The 24,185-nt window shown below is 72.5% G+C and carries 21 protein-coding genes and 1 pseudogene; 15 read left to right on the plus strand and 7 right to left on the minus strand.

Annotated features, from left to right (window positions below; translation table 11 throughout):
* Positions 1-64: 64 nt before the first annotated feature.
* Complete coding sequence (gene purF, locus VM242_15220) at positions 65-1,603, plus strand: amidophosphoribosyltransferase (protein ID HVM06514.1); 1,539 nt, start codon at positions 65-67, stop codon at positions 1,601-1,603.
* Complete coding sequence (purM, locus tag VM242_15225) at positions 1,596-2,675, plus strand: phosphoribosylformylglycinamidine cyclo-ligase (protein HVM06515.1); 1,080 nt, start codon at positions 1,596-1,598, stop codon at positions 2,673-2,675. Before purF ends, purM begins: the two co-directional genes overlap by 8 nt.
* Positions 2,676-2,692: 17 nt before the next feature.
* Here purM and zwf read toward each other — a convergent pair whose 3' ends face one another.
* Complete coding sequence (gene zwf, locus VM242_15230; GenBank protein HVM06516.1) at positions 2,693-4,153, minus strand: glucose-6-phosphate dehydrogenase; 1,461 nt, start codon at positions 4,151-4,153, stop codon at positions 2,693-2,695.
* A 12-nt stretch (positions 4,154-4,165) separates the two neighbouring features.
* Positions 4,166-4,678: a DUF3291 domain-containing protein gene (locus tag VM242_15235; protein HVM06517.1), complete on the minus strand. Its 513-nt coding sequence runs from the start codon at positions 4,676-4,678 to the stop codon at positions 4,166-4,168.
* A 565-nt stretch (positions 4,679-5,243) separates the two neighbouring features.
* Here VM242_15235 and VM242_15240 point away from each other — a divergent pair.
* The 4 genes and pseudogenes from VM242_15240 to VM242_15255 all read left to right on the plus strand — a co-directional run bounded on the left by VM242_15240 (position 5,244) and on the right by VM242_15255 (position 9,704).
* Positions 5,244-7,190, plus strand: a complete 1,947-nt coding sequence (locus tag VM242_15240) for a nickel-dependent hydrogenase large subunit (GenBank protein HVM06518.1) — start codon at positions 5,244-5,246, stop codon at positions 7,188-7,190.
* A 474-nt stretch (positions 7,191-7,664) separates the two neighbouring features.
* Positions 7,665-8,639: a nicotinate phosphoribosyltransferase gene (locus tag VM242_15245; protein HVM06519.1), complete on the plus strand. Its 975-nt coding sequence runs from the start codon at positions 7,665-7,667 to the stop codon at positions 8,637-8,639.
* A 21-nt stretch (positions 8,640-8,660) separates the two neighbouring features.
* The gene (locus tag VM242_15250) at positions 8,661-9,032 is read left to right on the plus strand and encodes a hypothetical protein (GenBank protein HVM06520.1); all 372 of its coding nucleotides are present in this window, start codon (positions 8,661-8,663) and stop codon (positions 9,030-9,032) included.
* 93 nt (positions 9,033-9,125) lie between these two features.
* Positions 9,126-9,704: pseudogene (locus tag VM242_15255) on the plus strand (isochorismatase family protein).
* A gap of 7 nt (positions 9,705-9,711) precedes the next feature.
* Here VM242_15255 and VM242_15260 read toward each other — a convergent pair.
* Both VM242_15260 and VM242_15265 read right to left on the minus strand, forming a co-directional pair.
* On the minus strand, positions 9,712-11,850 hold the full coding sequence (locus VM242_15260) for a dehydrogenase E1 component subunit alpha/beta (GenBank protein ID HVM06521.1): 2,139 nt from the start codon (positions 11,848-11,850) through the stop codon (positions 9,712-9,714).
* Positions 11,851-11,855: 5 nt separating this feature from the next.
* The gene (locus VM242_15265; GenBank protein HVM06522.1) at positions 11,856-12,947 is read right to left on the minus strand and encodes a Glu/Leu/Phe/Val dehydrogenase dimerization domain-containing protein; all 1,092 of its coding nucleotides are present in this window, start codon (positions 12,945-12,947) and stop codon (positions 11,856-11,858) included.
* Positions 12,948-13,094: 147 nt separating this feature from the next.
* Here VM242_15265 and VM242_15270 point away from each other — a divergent pair, with 147 nt between their 5' ends.
* The 3 genes from VM242_15270 (at position 13,095) to VM242_15280 (ending at position 15,370) form a co-directional block, all read left to right on the plus strand.
* A complete protein-coding gene (locus VM242_15270) occupies positions 13,095-13,292 on the plus strand; it encodes a BldC family transcriptional regulator (GenBank protein ID HVM06523.1) in 198 nt (65 codons plus the stop codon).
* Between the two features lie 77 nt (positions 13,293-13,369).
* On the plus strand, positions 13,370-14,101 hold the full coding sequence (locus VM242_15275; protein HVM06524.1) for an HAD family hydrolase: 732 nt from the start codon (positions 13,370-13,372) through the stop codon (positions 14,099-14,101).
* 159 nt (positions 14,102-14,260) lie between these two features.
* On the plus strand, positions 14,261-15,370 hold the full coding sequence (locus tag VM242_15280; protein HVM06525.1) for a S8 family serine peptidase: 1,110 nt from the start codon (positions 14,261-14,263) through the stop codon (positions 15,368-15,370).
* On the opposite strand, the gene VM242_15285 is transcribed toward VM242_15280, so the two are convergent.
* A complete protein-coding gene (locus VM242_15285) occupies positions 15,367-16,584 on the minus strand; it encodes a PQQ-dependent sugar dehydrogenase (GenBank protein ID HVM06526.1) in 1,218 nt (405 codons plus the stop codon). The genes VM242_15280 and VM242_15285 overlap by 4 nt on opposite strands.
* 102 nt (positions 16,585-16,686) lie before the next feature.
* Between VM242_15285 and VM242_15290 the strand changes: the two genes are divergently transcribed.
* The 5 genes from VM242_15290 to VM242_15310 all read left to right on the plus strand — a co-directional run bounded on the left by VM242_15290 (position 16,687) and on the right by VM242_15310 (position 21,491).
* Entirely contained in the window at positions 16,687-17,181 is a 495-nt protein-coding gene (locus tag VM242_15290; GenBank protein HVM06527.1) for an NfeD family protein, read from the plus strand.
* Between the two features lie 3 nt (positions 17,182-17,184).
* Positions 17,185-18,174: an SPFH domain-containing protein gene (locus tag VM242_15295; protein HVM06528.1), complete on the plus strand. Its 990-nt coding sequence runs from the start codon at positions 17,185-17,187 to the stop codon at positions 18,172-18,174.
* A gap of 356 nt (positions 18,175-18,530) precedes the next feature.
* Entirely contained in the window at positions 18,531-19,052 is a 522-nt protein-coding gene (locus VM242_15300) for a sigma-70 family RNA polymerase sigma factor (protein ID HVM06529.1), read from the plus strand.
* Positions 19,049-20,020, plus strand: coding sequence for a hypothetical protein (locus VM242_15305; GenBank protein ID HVM06530.1), 972 nt, complete (start codon positions 19,049-19,051; stop codon positions 20,018-20,020). Before VM242_15300 ends, VM242_15305 begins: the two co-directional genes overlap by 4 nt.
* 67 nt (positions 20,021-20,087) lie before the next feature.
* The gene (locus VM242_15310; protein ID HVM06531.1) at positions 20,088-21,491 is read left to right on the plus strand and encodes an FAD-binding oxidoreductase; all 1,404 of its coding nucleotides are present in this window, start codon (positions 20,088-20,090) and stop codon (positions 21,489-21,491) included.
* Positions 21,492-21,801: 310 nt separating this feature from the next.
* On the opposite strand, the gene VM242_15315 is transcribed toward VM242_15310, so the two are convergent.
* Positions 21,802-22,185: a hypothetical protein gene (locus VM242_15315; GenBank protein ID HVM06532.1), complete on the minus strand. Its 384-nt coding sequence runs from the start codon at positions 22,183-22,185 to the stop codon at positions 21,802-21,804.
* Positions 22,186-22,237: 52 nt separating this feature from the next.
* Between VM242_15315 and VM242_15320 the strand changes: the two genes are divergently transcribed.
* Positions 22,238-23,197, plus strand: a complete 960-nt coding sequence (locus tag VM242_15320) for a DUF4272 domain-containing protein (GenBank protein HVM06533.1) — start codon at positions 22,238-22,240, stop codon at positions 23,195-23,197.
* 31 nt (positions 23,198-23,228) lie between these two features.
* On the opposite strand, the gene VM242_15325 is transcribed toward VM242_15320, so the two are convergent.
* On the minus strand, positions 23,229-24,185 hold the full coding sequence (locus tag VM242_15325; protein ID HVM06534.1) for an ATP-binding cassette domain-containing protein: 957 nt from the start codon (positions 24,183-24,185) through the stop codon (positions 23,229-23,231).

Below are 24,185 nucleotides of genomic sequence, written 5' to 3' on the forward strand. Positions count from 1 at the left end.
CCTGGACGGTACGCGCCGCCGCCGGGTCGGCCGGTCCGGCGGCGCCGTGTGCGAGACTGAGCCCGTGACGGACGGTCAGCCCCACGCCGCCGACGCGGAGGGCGACGACCACCTGCGCGACGCCTGTGGCGTGTTCGGGGTGTACGCGCCGGGCACGACCGTCGCCCACCTCACCTTCGAGGGCCTGCACACCCTCCAGCACCGCGGCCAGGAGTCGGCCGGCATGGCGGTGAGCGACGGCGACACGATCACCATCGTCAAGGACATGGGCCTGGTCACCAACGTCTTCGACGAGCGGACGCTGGCGCCCCTCAAGGGCCACCTGGCCATCGGCCACACCCGGTACTCCACGACCGGCTCGTCCACCTGGCGCAACGCCCAGCCCGTGTACCGCGAGCCCGGCGAGTCCGGCTTCGCCCTCGGCCACAACGGCAACCTCACGAACACCGAGGCCCTGGCCCGGGAGGCGGGGATGCTCCCGGGCATGATCACCAGCGACAGCGACCTGGTGGCCGAGCTCATCGCCGCCGAGTTCCCGGCCGACGGGCACGAGCACAGCGACGGGCGCGACCTCGAGCGGGCGCTGGTGAAGGTGCTGCCCCGCCTGGCGGGCGCCTTCTCGTTCGTCCTCATGGACACGGCTCGGGTGATCGGCGTGCGTGACCCGAACGGGTTCCGGCCCCTGTGCCTCGGCAAGATCGAGGGCGGGTGGGTGCTGGCGTCGGAGACCGCCGCCCTGGACGTGATCGGCGCCCACTTCGTCCGGGAGATCGACCCGGGCGAGATGATCGTGATCGACGCCGCCGGTTGGCGCTCCGAGCGCCCGTTCCCGGCCCACCGGGTCGATCCCAAGCTCTGCCTGTTCGAGTTCATCTACATCGCCCGGCCCGACAGCCAGCTGTACGGGCGGGAGATCCACGGTGCCCGCGGCCGCATGGGCGAGCTGCTGGCCGAGCAGGCGCCGGTGGAGGCCGACATGGTGATGGGCGTGCCCCAGTCGGGCGTACCCGCGGCCGAGGGCTACGCCCGCCGCAGCGGCATCCCGTACGGGCAGGGCCTGGTCAAGAACCCCTACACCCACCGCACGTTCATCGCCCCCAGCCAGGAGCTGCGCCGCCAGGGCGTGCGCCGCAAGCTCAACCCGCTGCGGGGGAACGTGGCCGGCAAGCGGTTGATCGTGGTGGACGACTCGATCGTCCGGGGCACCACGCAGCGCGCCATCGCCCGCATGCTGCGCGAGGCCGGCGCCACCGAGGTCCACGTCCGCATCACCAGCCCGCCCTACAAGTGGCCCTGCTTCTACGGAGTCGACACCGGGAGCCGCTCCGAGCTGCTCGCCGCCAACATGTCGGTCTCGGAGATGCAGGACTACCTGGGCGTCGACTCGCTCGCCTTCCTCAGCCTGGACGGCCTGGAGCGGGCCGTCGGCGCCCCCGGCGCCGGGTTCTGCAACGCGTGCCTGACCGGCCGGTACCCCACCGAGGTGCCGGTCAACCTCACCAAGGGGGTCCTCGAGACGGGGTCGAGCTCGCCGTCGGAGGACTGGCAGGTCGCCGAGGCGGCGGCCGCGGTCGAAGGCCTCGCCGACGCCGACGGTGGCTGACCCCCTCTCGTCACCGCCGGCCCCTGCCGGTGCCACCTACGCGGAGGCGGGCGTCGACATCGGCGCCGGCGAGCGGGCCGTCGAGCTCATCAAGGAGGAGGTCCGCTCGACCTTCCGGCCCGAGGTGCTGGGCGACATCGGCGGCTTCGGCGGCCTGTTCGCCTTCCCGAAGGGCTATCGCGACCCGGTGCTCGTGGGGTCCACCGACGGCGTCGGCACCAAGGCGCTCATCGCCCAGGCCACCGGCCGGTTCACCACCATCGGCATCGACCTGGTGGCGATGTGCGTCGACGACCTGGCCTGCCAGGGCGCCGAGCCGCTGTTCTTCCTCGACTACATCGCCGTCGGGCGTCTCGACCCCGACCACGTCAAGCAGCTCGTGGAGGGCGTGGCCGCCGGTTGCCGCCAGGCGGGGTGCGCCATCCTCGGTGGGGAGATGGCCGAGCACCCGGGGGCCATGGAGCCGGGCGAGTTCGACCTGGTGGGCGCCGCCGTCGGGGTGGTGGAGCGTGACCGCATCGTCACCGGCGACGACCTGGCGGCGGGCGACGTGCTGCTGGGCCTGCCGTCCCCGGGCCTGCGGTCGAACGGGTACTCGCTGGCCCGCAAGGTCCTGCTGGACCTCGGCGGGCGCGGGCTGGACGACCCGGCCTGGCACGGCGCCGGTCACTCCCTGGCCGACGAGCTGCTCGAGCCGTCGGTGATCTACTCGCCGGCCGTCTCGGTCCTGGTGGACGCCGTGGACGTGCACGCCATCGCCCACGTCACCGGCGGAGGGATCCCGGGGAACCTGGCCCGCGTGCTGCCAGCGCACCTCGACGCGGTGGTCGACCAGTCGTCGTGGGAGCGGCCGCCCATCTTCGGCGAGATCCAGCGCTTCGGCGACGTGGGCGACGACGAGATGGCCCGGGTGTTCAACCTCGGCATCGGCATGATCGTCGCCGTCCCCGCCGGGCGGAGCGCCTTCGCCGCCCTGGACGTGTTGCGGGACAAGGGCCACCGCGCCGTCGAGATCGGCGTGGTGACGCCGGGAACCGGGCGCGTGCACCTCGAGGGAGGGCCCGGGCGGTAGGGGATGGCGGGGGTCGCCTACGTCCCCTGGCGCCAGGTCCGCTCGAACGGGAGGCGCCACGCGTGCGGGGCGATGAGCTGGTGGATCGCGTTGGGGCCCCATGAGCCCACGGCGTAGGGACGCACCGGGGGCGGCGACGCCAGGAGCGGAGCGGAGACCTCCCACAGCCGCTCCACTCCTTCGGCCGAGGTGAAGAGCGTGTGGTCACCACTCATGGCGTCGTGGATGAGGCGCTCGTACGCCTCCAGCACGTCGCCCGCCCGCCCCGTCTCGTGGAGGGCGAACTGGAGGCTCAGCTTGTCGAGGCGCATGCCCGGACCGGGCCGCTTGCCGTAGAAGGACAACGAGAGCCTTGAGGCGTCGGCCAGGTCGAAGGTGAGGTGGTCGGGGCCCTGGGCGCCGATCCCGGATCCCGTCGGGAACATGCTCTTCGGCGGCTCACGGAAGGCGATGGAGATGATGCGGGCTCCCTCGGCCAGCCGCTTGCCCGTGCGCAGGAAGAACGGCACTCCCGCCCACCGCCAGTTGTCGATCATGCAGCGCAGGGCGACGAACGTCTCCGTCTCCGACCCGGCGGCCACCCCGGCCTCGTCGCGGTACCCGGTGTACTGGCCGCGCACGACGTGGGACGGGTCGATCGGCACGAGCGACCGGAAGACCTTGTTCTTCTCCTCGCTGATCGCCCCCGGTTCGAGCGCGGTGGGCGGCTCCATGGCCACGAAGGCGAGCACCTGGAACAGGTGGGTCACCACCATGTCCCGGTAGGCGCCCGTGCTCTCGTAGAAGCCGATGCGGCTGCCGATGGCGAGCGTCTCCGGAACGTCGATCTGGACGTGGTCGATGAAGTTGCGGTTCCAGATCGGCTCGAACAGCCCGTTGGCGAACCGGAACGCCAGGATGTTCTGGGCGGCCTCCTTGCCGAGGAAGTGATCGATGCGGAAGATCTGCTCCTCGGCGAAGGTGCGATGGAGCGTGGCGTTCAGGGAGCAGGCGCTCGCGAGGTCGGTGCCGAAGGGTTTCTCCATGACGACGCGTGCGCGGTCGACGAGGCCGGCCTCCCCGAGAACTCGTACCGCGTCCGTCGCCGCCTTCGGCGGCACGCTGAGGTAGTGCAGGCGCCGCGGCTCCGGGCCGAGGTCGGCCTCGGCGAGGTCGACAGCCTTGCGGAGCCCTTCCGGGCCGGCACCCTGGGGCACGTACGTGAGGTTCCTCTCGAACGTCGACCAGTGGGCCGCCATGACCCGCGGCCGGCCGAACTGCTCGCACGCCTTGCGGGTCGCCTCACGGAAGCCCGCGGTGTCGAGGTCGTCGAGTGACGTGCCGACGATGCGGCACTCGGGCAGCAAGCCGGCGCAGGAGAGGTGGAGCAGGCCGGGGAGCAGCTTGCGGCGGGCCAGGTCACCGGTGGCGCCGACCAGCACGATGAGGTGCGGCTTCAGCGGCGACATCAGCGCCGAGGTGATGTCGCTCGGTTCCATCCCGGTGCGACGTTAGGCGAGTGATCCCATGGCGCCGGCGGCCCCGGTGACGGTGGTGGCGCCGCCCGCGGTGGCGGCGGTGGCCCCGGTTGATCGGGTACGGGCCCGTCGCCCGGTCATCGCGCAGCGCCGACCGGTCCTCGCCGGCCACAGCTGAGTCGGTCGCCCTAGGCGGAGCAGTTGTCCTGAGCGCCACCGAGGCGGGTCGTCGTCCGGCTCGAAGCGGTGGCGGAAGGTGAAGGCTGTGGGCGTCGGGCCGTGCGCCCGGAGGTGAGCGAGCCGGGCGATGGCCTCGTCCACCGTCGGGATCCTCCCCTCGGGGACCCACCACAGGCACAGGATCGGTTGCACCGGCGCCTCGAAGAACTGGCGGCGGCGGAGGAACTCCACGTGTGCCGAGCGGTAGGTGAAGTCCGCCAGGGCGTCGATCGACTCCCAGACGCTGAGGTTGAGATCTCCAGGGCGTCCTCGAAGGCGGAGATGCCGGTGGCGTTGCCGCTCTCGTCCTGGAGCCGCCAGACGAATCCGGGGCTCGCGTCGGCCAGCGCGTTGATCGACGCCAGGTTCGACCGGAAGTCGTCGATCCTCGGGTCGTCGATGGGAGCCCGGAGGCGCCCGACGTTCAGCTGCGCCACGTGCACGCCTCCATGGTGTCGCACGGTGGCCGACCCGTCAGGCTCTGGTCGTCGGACGACGGGAGGACGCCGGCTCCATCGGGACGATCCCCCGCTACATCCCCCCGCGTGGCAGTCGCGCGGGAACGAGCCGAGCGACCGGGCGAGGCTGAGTCCCCGTCGCGGCGCCACTGCGGCGTGGCGCGGTTCCAACCTCCTCGCCGAAGGACGAAGGGGCCGGACGACGACGCCCGGGCCCTTCGTCCCCCCGAGCCGCTCCCCTGGTGGCTTCCGGCCGGCGCGGCGAGCGTGCCGAATCACAGGTCAAAGCGCGGCGACGGCGATCACGGGGCGGTTGACAGCGCCGGTGATCCCAACTGGGTCGGGCTGTCCGGGGTGGTTGTCGCCAAGGGCGTATGGGCGTATTGTGTAGGTGCAGCCAACCTATAGCGATTGAGCAGAATGCGGCCGGCCGGGTGGTCCTCCTGGCCGTGAGCCCGGCCATGTCCTCCGACCGGTGTGTTGTGCCCGAGGAGGACGCCATGTGCTTCAAGAACCTGCCGATCGACTTCGACGCGGATGGGCGCGCCTTCCTGCGGGAAGGCGGAGGCGATCCATACGCGATCTCGCCGGCGCCACGCCCGAGCTACGTCCGCCGCCCCGAGGGCCCCGGTGCGCAGCTGGCCTCGCCGCCGCGCCTGCGGGACTGGAACATCGACCCGATGACCCGGGTGGCCGGGGCGCTGGCCATCCACACCGTGCTCGACCTGGAGAACCGCAAGGCGGTGGAGGCCCACTCGCGCGCCATGCTCTTCCGTGGCTACGAGATCATCCTCCAGGGCCGTGACCCCCGAGACGCCATCGACATCAGCTCCCGGGCGTGCGGCGTGTGCGGCGGGGTGCACGCCACCGTGTCCTCGCTCGGGCTCGACATGGCGTTCGGCGTTGTTCCCCCACCCCTCGGCACCGAGGTGCGCAACCTGGGCGAGGTGGGGGAGATGTTCTACGACCATCCGCTGCACCTCGGGCTGCTTGCCGGGCCCGACTACTCCACTGCCCTGGTGTCGATCACCAACCCCGAGCTGGTCACCAGGGCGGAGAAGACCCTTGCTCCCCATGGCGACGTCCACGGCTACCACACGATCAAGGACATCATGGATGCCCTCGACCCGCTCACTGGCCAGATCTACCTGGAGGCACTGGAGTGGACGCGGGTCGGCCGCATCATGTGCATGCTGATGTACGGCAAGTACCCGCACCCCTCGACGCTGGCCCCCGGCGGGGTCACCACCACCATCTCCACCTCCTCCTTCAACGAGTACTACACCCAGCTCGGGAAGATCTTCGACTTCTGCAAGGTCATCTGCCGCATCTGGGACGACCTCGTCGACTTCTTCCTGGAGGCCAACCCGGCGTACGAGCAGGTCGGCGCCAGGGAGTGCAACCTGGCCCAGACGGGCATCTGGGACGACTCCGGGGCCTATGACGCCACCTACGCCAACGCCGACGCCTGGGGCAACCGGCGCTGGGCCAAGCCGGGAATCATCCTCGATGGGAAGCTCGTGACCACGAACCTGGTGGACATCAACATGGGCTTCGAGGAGTTCGTGGATCACTCCTTCTACGAGGACTGGACAACGGGGGGGAGCCCACGCTTCCGCACCGAGTCGCTCGGAAACCCGATCTCGCCGTACCACCCTTGGAACAAGACCACGGTGCCGAAGCCGACGGCCACCGACTTCCGTGGCAAGTACACGTGGGCCACGGCGCCCCGCTGGGACCGCCGAACCGTGGAGACGGGCGCCTACGGCCGCATGTGGACCACCGCCCTGGCCGCCGACATGGTCAAGAACCCATTCCTCGAGGCGACCGGCGACGGCCTGCGCATGGTCATGCCCCGCCACGGCCTCCCCGAGGAGGAGCTGTTCTGGAAGGTGCCGAGGACCCTGAACGCCCTCGAGCGCAACCGGGGCCGCGCCTACGCCATGGCCTTCACCGCCGCCATCGGCATGAACTGCATGCTCAAGGCCCTCGAGTACTGGCGCCGGGGTGAGACCAAGGTGCACACGCCCTACAAGGTGCCGAAGGACGAGCGGCTGGCCGTCGGGTTCTGGGAGGCCGGCCGGGGCTGGCTGGTCCACCACATCCACATGGACAAGGGCAAGCTGCTCAACTACCAGATCACGACACCGTCGACGATGAACGCGTCGCCCCGCGACCCGTTCGGGGGCCTCGGCCCGTACGAGCAGGCCATCGTCGACACGCCCATCCTCGAGAGCGTCCCCGACGACCAGGTCAAGGGCCTGGACGTGCTGCGGGCCGTGCGCAGCTTCGACCCGTGCATGCCCTGCACGACCCACATGGACACCGGCAGGGGAATGCTCGTGCGCGAGGTCAACTCGTGCGGCTGCACCTTGGACTGAGGCCCCCCGCCGGGTCCGGCCGTCCGCTCCCCGTGCGGCCGGGCCCGGAACGGGCACACGCCGGGCGGCCGCCCCACGCGAAGGGAAGGACTCGATTGAGATGCCGAAGGTTGACCCGACAACCCACGAACCCATGACCGATGCGCCCGACGCACCGGATGACCAGCGAGGGGGCAAGACCATCGGAGATCCTGCCCTCGACGACGCCACGGTCACCGGAGGATCCGGCACGAGGGGCGACGAGCTGGACGAGACCAGTCGCCTGCCTGGTGAGAAGCCGGCCGAAGGAGAGTGATCTTCGTCGGCTTGGCGCTCGCCAACTCCGGCGTGCACCCGGACCGCGCCGCGGGGAAACCAGGCGTCGACCGTGGCGATGCGCACCGTGTGTCTGTGCTCGACCTGTGACGCCGAGAAGCTCCGGGGCCACCTCGACAGCGGCCGTGTGGTCCCGCCGCAGGAGAACCCGGCCACCGGATGGGAATGACCACCGACGTCCCCCACGCGCTGCTCGTCGACCTCTATGAGCTCACCATGGTCGACGTCTACCGCCGGGAGGACATGGCGCATCGCCCGGCGACGTTCAGCCTCTTCGTCCGAACCATGCCGCCCGGGCGCGGCTACCTCGTCGCGGCGGGGCTCGACGATGCCCTGCGCTGGCTCGAGGAGCTCCGCTTCGGCTCCGAAGAGCTGGCAGCCGTCGAGCGGCTCGGCCTTTTCGACCGGGCGTTCCTGGACTGGCTGGGCGAGCTGCGCTTCACCGGATCGGTGAGGGCCGTGCCCGAGGGCACGGCGGTGTTCGCCCACGAGCCGCTCATCGAAGTCGACGGGCCCATCGCAGAAGCTCAGCTGGCTGAGACGTTCCTGCTCAACCAGTTCACGGTCCAGACCACGCTCGCCACCAAGGCCGCCCGCTGCCGTCACGCGGCAACCGGCCGGGCCGTGGTCGACTTCGCCCTTCGCAGGGCGCAGGGAATCGACGCCGGCATGACGCTGGCCCGCACCGGTCCCCTCGTCGGGCTGGCAGCCACCAGCAACGTGGCGGGCGCCGATCGCTACGGCCTTTCCGCCAGCGGAACCATGGCCCACTCCTTCGTCCAGGTCCATGCCGACGAGGCCGACGCCTTCAGGGCCTTCGCCGGTGCCTTTGGCGACGCCACCGTCCTGCTCGTCGACACCTACGACAGCCACCAGGGAATCGACAGAGCCATCCACGTGGCTACCGAGTGCCGGAGCCACGGCACCGAGATCCGAGGCGTCCGCCTCGACTCCGGCGATCTGGCGGCACTGGCCCGCCATGCCCGCCGACGACTCGACGAGGCCGGCTTCCCCTGGGGTGAAGGTGTTCGTCAGCGGCGGCCTCGACGAGCTGGAGATCCACCGCCTGGTCGACGAGGAGGGTGCACCGATCGACGGGTTCGGTGTCGGTTCGGCCCTCGGCGTCTCGGCTGACGTGCCCACCCTTGACACCGTGTGCAAGCTGGTGAGCTACGACGGTCGCCCGGTTCGCAAGACCTCACCGGCAAGGAGATCTGGCCCGGTGCCAAGCAGGTGTGGCGGGCGCTCGACTGGTCGTTCGATGTCGTCACCATGGCCGACGAGCGGTCACCCGCACCGGGCCGGCGACCGCTGCTGATCGAGGTCATGCACGGTGGCCGACGTACTCCTTCAGGCCGGGTGACGCTGACCGAGGCCAACCGACACTTCGAGCAGGAGTGGGCCGGCCTCCCCGCGCCGCTGAAGCACCTGTCGGCACCGGCGGCCCATCCGGTAAACATCTCGGCCGGGCTCCGCCGGCTCGCCGAATCGCTCGACGCGAAACGGGGATCAATGGAGGCGCCGTGACCGAAGCGCTGTCGGATCCCGCCTTTGACCGACGGACGGCGCTCGTCGTCGTCGACGTTCAGAACGACTTCCGACGCCGAGGGCAGTCTCTACGTGAACGGCGGCGAGCAGATCATCCCGACGATCAACCGCCTCGTCGCCGCTGTGCAGGCAGCCGGGGGCGCGATCGTCTACACCCAGGACTGGCATCCGAAGGTCACGCCGCATTTCCGCAAGGACGGCGGAGCCTGGCCTGTGCACTGCGTGGCGGACACTTGGGGAGCACAGCTGCATCCCGACCTCGACGTCGAAGGTCCGGTGATCCGCAAGGGCACCGCCGGCGCGGACGGCTAATCCGGGTTCAGCGTGCAGGAGGTGACCACTGGCTCCGAGAGGCCAAGCGGCCTGCATGACGTGCTGAGAGAGCGTGGCATCAACCGCATCATCGTCGTGGGGCTCGCACAGGACGTGTGCGTCAAGGAAACCGTGCTCGACGGACGCCGTCTCGGCTACGAGACCGTTGTCCCGCTGACCGCAACCCGTGCGGTCAGTCTCGAGCCCGACGACGCTCGCCGTGCCTTCGAGGCGATGGTCGCAGCCGGCGCCATGGTCCACCGATGCGTCCCTTGCGGGGGCACCGGTGTCGAAGCCGAGGACCGCTCCCGGTCCTCTGCGAATGGCGGAGACGAGTAGCTGGGACCTAGAACTCGACGAGCTCGCGTGCTGCGGCGGCGATGTCGTCGACCTGGGGGAGGGTGGCAGCCTCCAGGGTGGGCTCGTACGCCACGTGGGTGTCCTTGGCGCCCACCCGCCGGACGGGGGCGTCGAGGTCGCAGAACAGCTCGGACGCCGCCCACGCGGCCACCTCGGCGCCGAACCCGCTGGTGACGATGTCCTCGTGGACGACGAGCAGCTTGCCCGTCCGCTTGACGGAGTCGGCGACGGTGTCGTGGTCCCATGGGGCGAGGGTGCGGAGGTCGACGATCTCGACCGAGCTGCGGCCGTCCTCCTCGAGGCGGGCCGCCGCCTGGCGCGACTTCTCGACGGTGGCGCCCCAGGTGACGATGGTGAGGTCGGTGCCCCGCCGCACGTACGACGCCCGCCCGAACGGCAGGACGTAGTCGGGTCCGGGGTAGGGGTCGCGGGCGTAGGGCTGGCGCAGCAGGTGCTTGTGCTCGAGGAAGAGCACCGGGTCGTCGTGGCGGAACGCGGCCCGCAGCAGGCCGGCGGCGTCCCGGGCCCGGGACGGGAAGGCGACCAGCAGCCCCGGCACGTGGGTGAAGATCGACTCGCCGCACTGGGAGTGCCAGATGGCCCCGCCGCTGAGGTAGCCCCCGATCGGGACCCGGATGACGACCGGGCAGCTGAACGCACCGTTCGAGCGCCAGCGGATGGTGGCCGCCTCGCTCTTGATCTGCTGCATGGCCGGCCAGATGTAGTCGAAGAACTGGATCTCGGGGGCCGGCTTGAGACCCCGGAGGGCCTGGCCGACGGCCCGGCCCACGATGTTCGCCTCGGAGAGCGGCGTGTTGTAGCAGCGGGCCAGCCCGAAGGCGCGCTGGAGGCCGTGCGTGGTCCCGAACACGCCGCCCTTGCCCTCCACGTTGGCCAGGACCGCTTCGCGGGCGTCGGCCACGTCCTCGCCGAACACCCGGATGCGCTCGTCGGCCGCCATCTGCTCGTGCAGCGTGCGCCGGATGGCCTCGCCGAAGGTGACGGTGTCGGCCGCTCCCTCGCCGACCTCGGCCGGTGGCGGCTCGGGCGGATCGGGGAGCAGGGGCAGCACGACGACGTGCTCGGTGACGGTCGCCGGGTCGGGCCGCGGCGCGGCCAGCGCCTGCTTGGCGGAGTCGGCGACGATGACCCGCGACTCGATGCGGATGGCGGCCGCCTCGTCCTCGGTCAGGACTCGGCCCTTCACCAAGCTGCGCTGGAACAGCAGGATCGGGTCGTGCTGGGCCTCCTCCTCCAGCTCCTCGGGCGGCCGGTACTTGCTCTGGGTGTCGGCCGCCGAGTGGGAGTACGGGCGGGTGACGGTGGCGTGGATGAGGCCGGGGCCGACGCCGGCCCGCACGTGCTCGACGGCCTTGCGGCCGGTGCGGCGGACGGCGAAGTAGTCCCGCCCGTCCACGTGGTGCACCTCCAGCCCCCGGAACCCCCGGACCAGCTCGTCGATCGGGGCCGGCCCCTGCTCGGACGCCGGCACCGAGATGGCGTAGCCGTTGTCGGCGACGACGTAGAGCACGGGCAGGTGCATGGTGCAGGCCGTGTTGAGGCTCTCCCAGAACTCGCCTTCCGAGGTGGCGCCCTCGCCCAGCGAGACGTAGGTGAGCTCGTCGCCGTAGGCGGTGCACCCCGGGAGGCCGGGCCGGCGGGAGATGTAGCGGGCGGCCTCCGCGCAGCCCACGGCGGGGATGCACTGGCTCCCCGTGGGGCTCGACTGGGTGACGACGTTGCGGTCCACGAAACCCCAGTGGCAGGGCATCTGGCGGCCGCCGGAGGACGGGTCGTCGGCCGAGCCGACGGCCTGGAGGAGGATCTCCAGAGGCGAGACGCCGAGGCCCAGCATCAGCGCCCGGTCCCGGTAGTAGGGGAAGAACCAGTCGTAGCCGGGGCGGAGGTTCCGGGCCAGGGCGAGCAGGAGGGCCTCGTGCCCGGCGCCCGAGATCTGGAAGAACACCCGGCTCTGCTTCTGGAGGCTGATCTCGCGGTCGTCGAGGGCGCGGGAGATGCAGGCCAGGCGGAAGTCGTCGATCAGCTCCGCATGGGGGATGCCACGGAGCGTGGGCTCGTCGCCGGGCGCCGCGCCCTGGCGCTGGTGCTCGACGGTGCGGGCCATCCGGCTCACCGGCCCCGCACGGGCGCGACGCCGCCGGGCCGGATCAGCTGCACCCGGCCCACGTCCTCGAGGCGGCGCTCGGCCAGGCGGTCGGCCGCCTCGACGGTCGTGATGCCCTCGGCGTCGGCCGTGGCCAGGACGTGCGCCGTCGTCTCGCCGATCCGCCGGATCTCGCCCTCGGCCCGGTCGCGGTCGTAGCCGCGCAGCTCCTCGGCCACGTTGATGATCCCGCCCGCGTTCACGACGTAGTCGGGCGCGTACAGGACACCGGCGTCGACCAGGAGGGCCGCGCACGAGGGGTCGGCCAGCTGGTTGTTGGCGCAGCCGACCACCGCCGCGCAGCGCAGCTCGGGGATGGTGACGGGGGAGAGCACGGCGCCCAGGGCGCACGGCGAGAAGATGTCGCAGTGGGTGGCGTGGGCCTTCTCGGGTGCCACGACCTCCACCGCCAGCTCGGTGGCCGCCCGTGCCACGGCGGCCTGGTCGACGTCGCTCACGGTGACCACGGCCCGCTCCTCCACCAGATGCCGGGCCACGTTGTAGCCCACCTTGCCCACGCCGCTCACGACCACGGACCGGCCCTCGAGCGACGGGACGCCCCACAGGTGGCGGGCGACCGCCTTCATGGCGTGCAGGACGCCGCGGGCGGTGGCGGCCGACGGGTCCCCCGAGCCCCCGAGCGACATGCTGACCCCCGTGACGTAGCTGGTCTCCCGGAAGATGAGGTCCATGTCGGCCTGGGTCGTGCCCACGTCCTCGGCGGTGATGTACCGGCCGCCCAGCGAACCGACGTAGCGCCCGTAGGCCCGCAGGAGCGGCTCGGTCTTGTCCCGCGCCGGGTCGCCCAGTATCACCGCCTTGCCACCTCCGAGGTCCAGGCCGGCGACCGCCGACTTGTAGGTCATGCCCTTGGCCAGGCGCAGGACGTCCTCCAGGGCCTCCTCCTCGGTGGCGTAGGGGCGGAAGCGGGTGCCGCCCAGGGACGGGCCCAGCCGGGTGGAGTGGATGGCGATGATCGCCCGCAGCCCGGAGGCCCGATCGTGGCAGAAGACGACCTCCTCGTACCCCTCCTCGCCGATCCGAGAGAAGACGTCCACCGTTGGCGAGCGTACAGCCGGACCTCCTGCTCAAGGCGGGCTAGTCATTTCGAATGGGCCGAGAATGACACGTTCGGGCCATCGACGGCACTCGGTACAGCCCGTACCTTCCAGGCACGAAAGGGACACTCCTCGAAGGGAACGACCGTGCCTGAGCAGACTCAACCCGACCCTCTTCTCACCCCCGCCGAAGTGGCTGCGCTGTTCCGGGTCAACCCCAAGACCGTCACCCGGTGGGCGCGGGCAGGGAAGATCACCGCGATCCGGACGCTCGGCGGCCACCGCCGGTTCCGCGCCTCGGAGATCAAGCGGTCCCTCGAGGAGATGCAGCACCAGGGCCTGTAGACGGACCCGTCGAGCGGTGACGGCCCGGCGGCCCGGCGACGGGCCGGCGCGGGACGGCGGGTAGGCTCCGCCGGTCCATGCCCGCCATCGAGGCCGTCACCTTCGACTTCTGGAACACGCTGGTCTACGAGCTGCGCGGCGAGCTGCGCAGCCGGCGGCTGGAGGCGTGGGCGGGCCTCCTGGAGGAGGCGGGATTCGCCCTCGAGCGCGTCCAGCTGGAGGCGGTCTACGACGGCGCCTGGGAGGCGTACCTGACCTCCTGGCACGCCAACGAGCAGTTCCAGGCGGCCCAGGCGGCCGAGCACATCATCGAGAACCTGGGCTTCACGGTGCCCCCCGGTGTGCGGGACCAGCTCATCGAGGCCTTCGGCAACGTCGGGTCGGGCGTGGAGCTCCACCTGGCCGACGGCGTGGAGGCCTGCCTGCGCACGCTCAAGGACGCGGGCATCAAGCTGGGGATCATCTGCGACGTCGGCTTCACCCCCTCGTCGACGCTGCGGGACCACCTGATCCGCCACGGCGTGCTGCCGCTGTTCGACCACTGGTCGTTCTCCGACGAGGTGGGCGCCTACAAGCCCTCCGCGGTGATCTTCGAGCACGCGCTGGACGGCCTCGGCGGCCCGGCCCCCGAGCGGGTCGCCCACGTTGGAGACATCCGGCGCACGGACGTGGCCGGCGCCTTGGCCATGGGGATGGTGTCCGTCCGCTACACCGGCATCGCCGACGACGACAGCCAGCCCGAGCCCGAGGCCCACCACGTGGTCGACCACCTCGGCTGCGTGCCCGCCGTCCTCGGCGTCGCCCGCTGAGGCACGCTCGGCCCGCTCGCGCGCGTCCGTCGGCGGCCCAGGGCGCGATTTCTGTCCGTTTCGGCAGGACCGTCGGACCGGACGGCGAACGGGGATACCGGTGAGCCGGCCAGGCGCCAGGTGGGCTGAGCGCTGGTCCGGGCCCGGGAGGAATGCGTCGTGGAGCGTCATCGGACCGCGTGCCGTCGATTGGGTGGAGGTGCGGCCGGCGCCGTACTCCTCATCGCGCTGGGGCTGGTCTTCGCGCCGTGGGCGGCGCACGCCTCAGACGACCCCCTGTTCGACCAGCAGTGGGCACTCCGGAAGATCAAGGCGCCCGAGGCATGGGCGCTCACGACCGGCGAGGGCGTGCGCATCGGGATCGTCGACACCGGCGTCGACCTGGCGCACGAGGACCTGGCCGGGCAGGTGGTCGAGTCGACCAACTGCATCGGCTCCAACGGTGATCCCAACCGCTGCTCCGGCTCCGGCCAGGACGACCACGGGCACGGGACCCACATCGCCGGCATCGCGGCGGCCGCCAAGGACAACGGGGTGGGGGTCGCCGGGGTGGCGCCGGGCGCCGACCTCGTCGTCGCCAAGGCGCTGGCGGCCGACGGGTCGGGCACGACCGAGGACATCAACGCCGCCATCCGCTGGGTGGTGGACCGCGGCGCCAAGGTGGTCAACCTGAGCCTGGGTGGCAGCTTCCTCCAGGACAGCCTGTTCGGCACCTCGCTGCGGGAGGGCGTGCTCTACGCCTGGACGCGCGGCGCCATCCCGGTCCTCGCCGCCGGGAACACCAACCTGCTGGGGCTCGGCATCGGCAGCTCGCAGTACGGGCAGCTGCCGGCCGTGGTCGTGGCCGCCACCGGTCCCGACGACCGCCTGGCCGGGTACTCCAGCCCCGTCGGCAACGCCCAGTGGGCGCTGTCGGCGCCGGGCGGGGCGGGGACGGCCGACAAGACCGCAGCCATCCTCTCGACCTACTGGAAGCAGGACCAGGCCAACCAGTACGACTCGTTCAGCGGCACGTCGATGGCGACGGCCCACGTCTCGGGGGCGCTCGCCCTCCTGCTGGCCCAGGGCAACGCCCCGACGATGGCCGTGGCCCGGGTGCTGGGCACGGCCGACCGGGTGCCGTGCAACCCGGGGCTCCTCGGCGGCCTGTGCCCGGGCCGGCTCAACGTGGGCGCGGCCGTGGGCGCGGTGCCGCCGGGATCGACGGTCGTGCCTCCCTCGGGCCTCCTCGGGCTGGGGATCAAGCTGCCCCTGGGCTTGGCCCTCTAGGCGGCGTCGAGCCGGTACAGGCCGCCGGCGAGTGAGAGGGCGTAGAGCTCGCGGTCGGCGTCCTCGCCGAAGGAGGCGAGCGACGCCACGCGCGGCCCGAGGGGCCGGGCCTCCAGGCCGCCCGCCCCGTCCACCAGGGCCAGCACCTCGCCTCGGCAGAAGTCGGCGAACACGTAGCGACCGCGAAGACCGGCCAGCCGCTGTCCCCGGTAGACGTAGCCGCCGGTGACCGCGCACGTCCCCCCTTCGTCGAGGGCGTAGTCGTACACGGGCGGCACCAGCCCGGTGGGGTCGCCGCCCTCGAACGGCCGGGTCCCCTCGTAGCGGTCCCACCCGTAGTTCTCGCCTCCCTTGGAGCCGGGGTCGGCGGTGCTGATCTCCTCGCGGGCGCCCTGGCCCACGTCGCCGATCCACAGGGCGCCCGTCCGGGCGTCGAACGAGAACCGCCACGGGTTGCGCAGGCCGTAGGCCCAGATCTCGCCCCGGGCGCCGTCCCGGCCCACGAAGGGGTTGTCGGGAGGGACGGTGTACGGGCGGCCCCCCGACGGCCGGGGGTCGATGCGCAGGATCTTGCCGAGGAGGGTGCCGAGGTTCTGGGCGTTGCCCCGGGGGTCGCCACCACTGCCGCCGTCGCCCATCCCGACGTACAGGAGGCCGTCGGGCCCGAAGGCCAACCCTCCGCCGTTGTGGTTGGCGTACGGCTGGTCCACGGTGAGGAGGAGCCGGGCGCCGGCCGGTTCGGCGCGGCCGGCGGCGAAGGGGTACTCCACGACCCGGGTGTCGCCCGCCCGGTCGGTGTAGTCGACGTAGAGGCGCCCGCCGTCGGGCGAGAACGCGGCGCCCAGCAGGCCCTGCTCGTAGCCCGAGGAGACGTCGCCCGAGAGGTCGAGGACGGGCGCGGGGTCCACCCGGCCTCCCCGGAGAGCACGGATCCTGCCGCCCTTCTCCACCACGTAGAGGGCGTCGTCGCCGGTGCGCACGGCGAGGCCGAGCGGCTGTTCGAAGTCGGCCAGCCTGGTCGCCCGCAGCCGGGGCGGCTCACCGGACGGCTCGCTCGCGGCCGTCGTGGTGCCCGCCGCCGAGGGCGGCGCGCTCGACGACGGGGCGGTCGACGGGGCGACCGTGCCGGAGGTCGCGCCGGTGCCGCCGTCCCCGGCGCAGGCGGCGGCCAGCGCCACGGCGACGACGGCGGCGGCGAGCGGACGGGTGCGCACGGCAGCCCACGCTAGGAGACCGGCCTTGTCCCGAGGTCGCGGCGGAGGTGATGGCGACCGGTCGAAATCCCGAGTTGGTACGGTCGGACCGGGAGGGGAGGCATGGACCTGAGCTCACCGGACACCTGGCGCTACATCTGGCTGGCCGCCGCCGTGGTGTTCGCCGTGGGGGAGATCGCGGTGGCCGGGTCGTTCTTCCTGATGCCGTTCGCCGCCGGCGCCCTGGCCGGGGCGGCAGTCAACTTCGTCGGCGGGTCGGTCGGCGTCGGCTGGCTGGCGTTCGTGGTGGTGTCGGCCGTGTGCTCGGCCGTCCTGTGGCCCCTCGGCCGCCGCCTGGACCGCAGCGGCCCCCACGTCCCCGTCGGTGCCAACCGCTGGGTCGGCCGCCAGGGATACGTCCTCCAGGAGATCCCGGGCGAGCCAGGAGCCACCGGCATGATCCGGCTCGACCGCGAGGAGTGGAGGGCGGAGAGCCTGGTCGGGCACAGGATCCGGGCCGGCTCGACCGTCCTCGTCAGTCGGGTCGACGGGACGCGGCTGGTGGTCGTCCCCGTGACGGAGCCCGACGACGCCCCACCGGAGCTGGAAGGGAGCTGAGCCATGGCGTTCATCGTCGTCCTCGCGGCACTGGCGTTCGTGCTGTTCGTGGTGGTGGTGAGCGGCGTCAAGATCATCCGCCCCTACGAGCGGGGGCTGGTCGAGCGCCTCGGGAAGTACCGGGACACGGTCGAGCCCGGTCTGCGGGTGATCGTCCCGTTCATCGAGCGCATGGAGCGGGTCGACATGCGCGAGCGGGTCGTGGACGTGCCGCCCCAGGAGGTCATCACGTCCGACAACGTCGTGGTGTCGGTGGACGCCGTCATCTACTACGAGGCCACCGACCCCCAGCGCCTCGTCTACAACGTGGTCGACTTCTACCTGGCCGTGTCCAAGCTGGCGCAGACCAACCTCCGCAACGTGGTGGGCGACATGCAGCTGGACGAGGCGCTCACGTCCCGCGACACCATCAACACCAAGCTGCGCGACATCCTCGACGACGCCACCGACAAGTGGGGGACCCGGGTGGTGCGGGTGGAGATCCAGCGCATCGACCCGCCGGCCGACGTCATGCACGCCATGCACGAGCAGATGAAGGCTGAGCGCACCCGCCGGGCCGTCGTCACCGCCGCCCAGGGCGAGCGGGAGGCCGCCATCGCCCGCGCCGAGGGCGAGAAGCAGGCCGCCATCCTGTCGGCCGAGGGCTCCCGCCAGGCGGCCATCCTCGAGGCCCAGGGGGAGGCGGAGGCGACGAAGACGGCGGCCGACGCCGAGCGGTTCCGCCAGGTGGCCGTGGCCGAGGGCGAGGCGTCCGCCATCCGCAGCGTGTACACGGCCATCCACGAGGGCAACCCGTCGTCGGACCTGCTGGCCGTCAAGTACATCGACGCCCTGGCCGGCATCGCCGACGGGCGGGCCACGAAGATCTTCCTGCCCGCCGAGTCGACGGCCATGCTCGGGGCCCTGGGCGGCATCAAGGAGCTGTTCGCCGACCTGGACGGTGGCGCCCCGGCCCGGGGGCGTCGCCGCCCACCCGCCGAGGACGGCGCGTAGGGAGCGCCGCCGGAAGGGCCCGTCGGCGCCGTTCTGCGCCGGCGCGGTGGCGTTCTGCGCCTTCGCCCACCGCACCCGTCGCGCCGTCCGACGGGCTGATGCGGCCACTTCGGCGGCGGGTGTGCCGGGAGGCCTGGTCGGCGACGTGCCTTCACGCGACCAGAGGACGCACCCGTGGCCCACATCGACGACTCGCCCGGCAGCCACCGGGCCGACCCCACCGCGGCCGGCCGTCCTGCCGGGCCGCCCGCCGTCTGGCCGGGACCCGCCGGCGCGGGAGGCGTACCGTCGGAGTGGCGCGCCGGTCACCGCGACGCGTGTCAACCGAGGCGGGCGCTCGTGCGTCTGTAGGGATGATGACGGCCACGACGGCGGCTCCCGCGGGAACGGGCGGCACGGACCTGGCGTCGCTCCACCGCCAGCACTACCGGTCGCTGGTGCGACTCGCCTCGCTGCTGGTGGACGACGTCGGCACGTGCGAGGAGCTGGTGCAGGACGCCTTCGTCGCCGTGTTGTCGCGCTCTGCCGCCGTCCGCCAGCCGGCGAGTGCGCCCGCGTACCTCCGCAGCGCGGTGCTGAACGGCGCCCGCTCGCATCTGCGCCGCCGCGCCGTGCGCCGGCGCCCCGGCCCGGCCGAGGAGGCGGAGGACCTGCGGTCGCCCGAGTCCTCGGCGCTGGTCGCCGACGACCACGCCGCCGTGCTCGCCGCCCTGCGTTCCCTGCCCGAACGCCAGCGGGAGGTCCTCGCCCTGCGCTACTACCTCGAGCTCAGCGAGGCCGAGATCGCGGAGACGCTGGGGATCGCCCCGGGGACGGTCAAGACGCACGCCCAACGGGCCCTGGCCGCCCTCCACGTCTCCCTGGAGGACCGGAGATGACCGCCGACCGGACCGCGCTGGAGCGCACCGAGGCCCGGCTGCGGGCGGCCTGCGAGGCGCGGGTGGCAGACGTGCCCGAGCCGGACGCGGCGGCCGCCCACGAGGCCATCGAGCGACGGCTCTCCGCTGCCCGGAGGCGCCGGGCGCTCGGGCGGCTGGGCGGTGGCCTCCTCGCCGCCGCGGCCGCATTCGCCGCCGTCGTCGGGCTCGCCGGCGTCCTGGGCGACGACGGGCCCGAGCAGGTCCGCACCACCGACGTCCCCACGACCGGCGTCCCCACGACCACGACGCTGCCGGCGACGACGACCGTGCCGCCCGACCTCGGTTCGCGGCCGGCGGACGCCATCTGGCCCCCGCCGAACCACGAGCAGTACACCGACCCCCAGGGCGCGGCGCGCTCGTTCGTCGAGGAGTTCGTCGGCTTCCCGGACCCGCCGCTGTCGGCCTTCCGCCCCACCTCCGGGCCCGAGGGCGAGGTCGACGTCCACCTGCTCGGCGAGGGCGGCGTCGTGCGGGACCGGGTCGCCAGCACCGTCCTCCTGCGCCTCGCCGCCGACGGCTGGCACGTCATCGGAGCGCGATCGCCCGACATCGAGGTCGAGGCGCCGCGGCCCCTCGACACCGTCGGCGGGATCTTCAACGCCGAGGGCAGGAGCCGGGGCTACGAGGGCACCATCTCCGTCGTGGTCGTCGAGGCCGGTGCCACGGCGCGCCGCCCGCTGGCCGAGGCCACCGGCATCGGCGGTGCGGGCGGCGAGTTGGAGCCCTTCCACCTCGATTTGGTGATCGACCCCCGGCCGTCGCTGCCGGCCGGCGCACTGGTGTTCAGCACCGACACCGGATGCTCCGGGTGCAACACCGCCTTCGCCGTGGTGCCCGTCCGCCTGGGCACGGCGACCCTGGAGACGACGCCACCCGCCGCACCGAAGGGCGCCGCCGGGCTCCCGGGCCCGACGACTCCCCGCTGACGGGGGGCGCCGAGGCTTGTCCCGAGTCGCCTCCGGTGCGAACCTGATCGCGACAGAGGGGGGTGACGTGAGCGGACGAGCGCAGGCCGGCACCGTCGACGAGGCCGCGGTTGAGGAGTTCCGCCGCACCTTCTCGGGCGAGGTCGTCCAACCCCTCGACGACGGCTACGACGAGCACCGGAAGGTCTGGAACGGCTCCATCGACCGCCGCCCCGGGGTGATCGCCCGGTGCCGCGGGGTGGCCGACGTGCGCGCCGCGGTGCGCTTCGGGCGCAGGCACGAGCTGCTGACCGCCGTGCGCGGGGGCGGTCACAGCTTCCCCGGCCTGTCGGTGTGCGACGCCGGGCTGGTCGTCGACCTGGCGCCCATGAAGGGCGTGCGGGTCGACCCCGCCGCCCGCACCGTGCGCGCCCAGGCCGGCGTGCTCCTCGGAGAGCTGGACCGGGAGACGCAGGCGTTCGGGATGGCGGTCCCCGCCGGCATCGTCACCCACACGGGCCTGGCCGGGCTCACCCTCGGAGGCGGCATCGGCTGGATCATGCGGAAGCACGGGCTGACCATCGACCAGCTCGTCTCGGTCGACGTGGTCACGGCGGACGGCGAGCTGGTCACGGCCAGCGAGCACCGCAACGCCGACCTGTTCTGGGGCGTCCGCGGAGGCGGGGGCAACTTCGGGGTCGTCACCGACTTCGAGTTCCGGCTGAACCCCCTCGGCCCCGACGTCATGGCCGGGCCGGTGTTCTGGCCGATGGAGGAGGCCCCCGAGGTCCTGCGCTTCTACCGGGACTGGATCGCCGACTGCCCCGACGAGCTCATGACGATCGTCGTGCAGCGCCGGGCGCCGGCGCTCCCCGCCGTCCCGCCCGACCTGGTCGGCAAGCTCGTGATCGCCGTCGCCGCTTGCCACGCCGGGCCCGTGGAGGACGGCGAGCGGGTGATGCGTCCGCTCAAGGCGTTCGGCTCCCCCGTCCTCGACCTGTGCCGGCCCAAGCCGTTCCTCGCGCACCAGCAGATGTTCGATCCCTCGTTCCGCCACGGCTGGTGGTACTACGTCCGGTCCTGTGACGTGGCCGCGCTGACCGACGAGGTCATCGACGTGGTCGTCGACCACGGCCTGCGGATCACGTCGCCCATCTCGAGCATCGCCCTCTGGCAGATGGGCGGGGCGGTGGCCCGCGTCGGTGACGACGAGACGGCCTTCAACGGTCGCGGCGCCGGGTTCACCTTCAACATCAACGGCAACAGCCTGACCGGCGACGGCTTCGACGCCGAACGCCAGTGGGCTCGCGACTACTGGTCGGCCCTCCGGCCGTACCACACGAGCGTCTACGTGAACTTCCTCATGGAGGAGGGCGAGGACCGCATCAGGCAGGCCTACGGTCCTGGGAAATACGACCGGCTCAAGGCCGTCAAGCGGGCCTACGACCCGACCAACTTCTTCCGGCTGAACCAGAACATCGCGCCGGACTGAACGGCGTCCTCTCGCCTCGCGGGCCCGACGCACCCCGGCGCCCGCTGCCGCCGATCGGTGCGGCGACGCATGCGCTCGGCGGCCCTCAGTGCCCAGAGCCGCACGATGTGAACGAGCGCGAGGTTCGGGGCGGAAAGGATGGCCTCGCGCAGAAGGTACAGTTTTCGGGAATCACGACGGCGGAGGTCGCGCTCGATATGGCGGTAAGGTCGCAGTCGTCAGCGTCGCCCCCGGCCTCGGTCCGCCTGCTCCTTGCCGCCCTGCTGTCCCTCGCCGTCACCGTCGCGACGGCGACCGCCAGCTCCGCTCATCACGTCGCCGGCCACATCGGAGGACCGACGACGGCGCCACCGCCCACCACGGCCGCACCTCCACCGCCCACCACGGCCGCACCGCCGCCGCCCACCACGGCCGCACCTCCACCGCCGACGACGGCCGCACCGACCACGACGGCGCCACCCCCGCCGATGACGGCGACCCCGGCGCAGACGACGACGGCGCAGGCTCCGACGGCGGCGGCACCGCAGACGGGGACGACCGCGGTGTCTCCCGTGACGACCGCTGCCCCGTCGGGCGCGGTCACTGCGTCGCCCGTGGGGACCGCGGGTACGGCGTCGCCGACCACCGGGACGCGGGCGGTGACGACGGCGGGCGCCACCACGACACGTAGGACGACGCGCGCGAGCACCACCATCCCGCGGTTCGGTGGTTCCACGTCCTCGCAAGCCGCTCCTCGGCCCGTCCCCGTGGCGCCCGCGACGGGAACCGAGCCGGTCGAGGAAGCGGTCGTCGGGCCGACGACGGAGACCACCGAGGCCGCCGAGCCGGCGTCGCCGGGCGGGACCCTGACCATCGGGAGCCGCCCCCTCCGACTCGACCGGGTCGACCCCGCCACCGGAGGGGACGGGGGGATGGGAATGCCGTTCGCCGTCCTGCTCGTCGCCGCTCTCGTCGCCGGAGTGGCCGCCCTCGCCCTCGCCAACCACTTCGGGTGGCTCGCGTTGCCGTTGCTCGCCCCTTCGAGGTGGCGCCCGGCGACCGCGGCCGGAGCGGCGGCGCCCATTCCGCAACCGCCGGGCGACGACGTCCTCGCGGGCACGACGGCGGGCGCCGTCGCCGTCGACCCGCGCACGGAGCGCATGGCGGCAAGGCTCGTCGCCCTGCTGGCCCTGACGCAGCGCGCCCAGTTCGAGCGCCAGGGGCGGCCTCTCCCGACGACATGGGACGCCGTCGTCGACTGGGTTTCAGCTGCCGGCGCCGGCCCCGGCCTGGAGGCCCACGAGCAGGAGATCCTGCGTCGCCCCACCGGAGCGCTCGACGACGCCGAGGTGGCGATGGCCTCCTGGCAGGTCGAGGGCGCCGTCGTCGTCACGTGGGCGCTCGGGCTGCTCGACAGGCTGCCGCCGACCGACGAACCGGTGGACCCAGTGCTGATAAGCGGCGCCGTCGGCTTTCCGGACGGCGCCCGCACGCTCGAGGTCCTGGGATCGGCCCGTCCGCGGGCACGAGAAGAGATCGACGCCGAGGTCGTTCGCCACGAGCGGGTCCTCTGGAGCCTCCAGGAGCGCAGCGGTGCCGGGAGGCTCACGGAGGCCGAGGGTTCCGAGGCGGTCGACGTCAGCCTCGCCATCACGACCCAACGCCTCCGCGCCCTCTACTGGTTGCAGGACACCGCCGGCCGCCCGGCGGTGGGGATCGGCGGCTGACGCTCCGGCCACCGCCGCGGCGCGACGGTCGTCATCGCGGTCCCTCCTCGTAGATCCGCCGCACGATGTCCTCGATCGGGGTCTCCTCGACCGAGATGTCGCGGACCGGGGCCTGAGCCGCCACGCGGGCGAGGACGTCGGCTGCCGTCCGGTCCGGCGAGAACCGCAGCCACTGTCGCGGTCCGTCGGTGCGGACGACATGGGCTCCGGGCACCTCCAGTGGCGGGTGGGGTTCCTCGAGGTCGACCACGAGCACCCGCTCGCCCCCGTAGCGCTGCTTGATGCCGGCCACGGTGGTGTCCTCGAGGAGGCGGCCGTGGTCGATGATCAGCAGGCGGGTGCAGAGGCGCTCCACGTCGACCAGGTCGTGCGTGGTCAGCAGGACGGTCATCCCCCGCTCGCGGTTGAGGGCGACGAGGAAGCTCCGCACCGCTTCCTTCGAGACGACGTCGAGGCCGATCGTCGGCTCGTCGAGGAACAGGATCTCCGGGTCGTGGAGCAGCGCGGCGGCCAGCTCGCCCCGCATCCGCTGCCCGAGCGACAGTTGACGCACCGGGGTGTCGAGGAACCCGGCGAGGTCGAGGAGGTCCACGAAGGCGTCGACGTTCGTCCGGTGGCGGTCGGCGTGGACGCCGTAGACGTGGCGGAGGAGATCGAACGAGTCACGCAGCGGCAGGTCCCACCACAGCTGCGTGCGCTGCCCGAAGACCACGCCGATGCGGCGGACGACGTCGGTCCGGGAGCCTGTCGGGTCCGCCCCGACCACCGCCACGCGGCCGGCCGTGGGGACCAGGACGCCCGTGCAGAGCTTCACCGTGGTGGACTTCCCGGCGCCGTTGGGCCCGATGTAGCCGACCATCTCGCCCGCCTCGATCGACAGCGAGACCTCGTCCACGGCGCGGACGACCGACCGCTCGCGGCGGAACCGCCCCGCCCGCCGGGCGACGGTGAACTCCTTGACCACCCCGTCCAGCGCGACGACGGCCAC

The organism is Acidimicrobiales bacterium (assembly GCA_035540975.1).
Lineage (GTDB): Bacteria > Actinomycetota > Acidimicrobiia > Acidimicrobiales.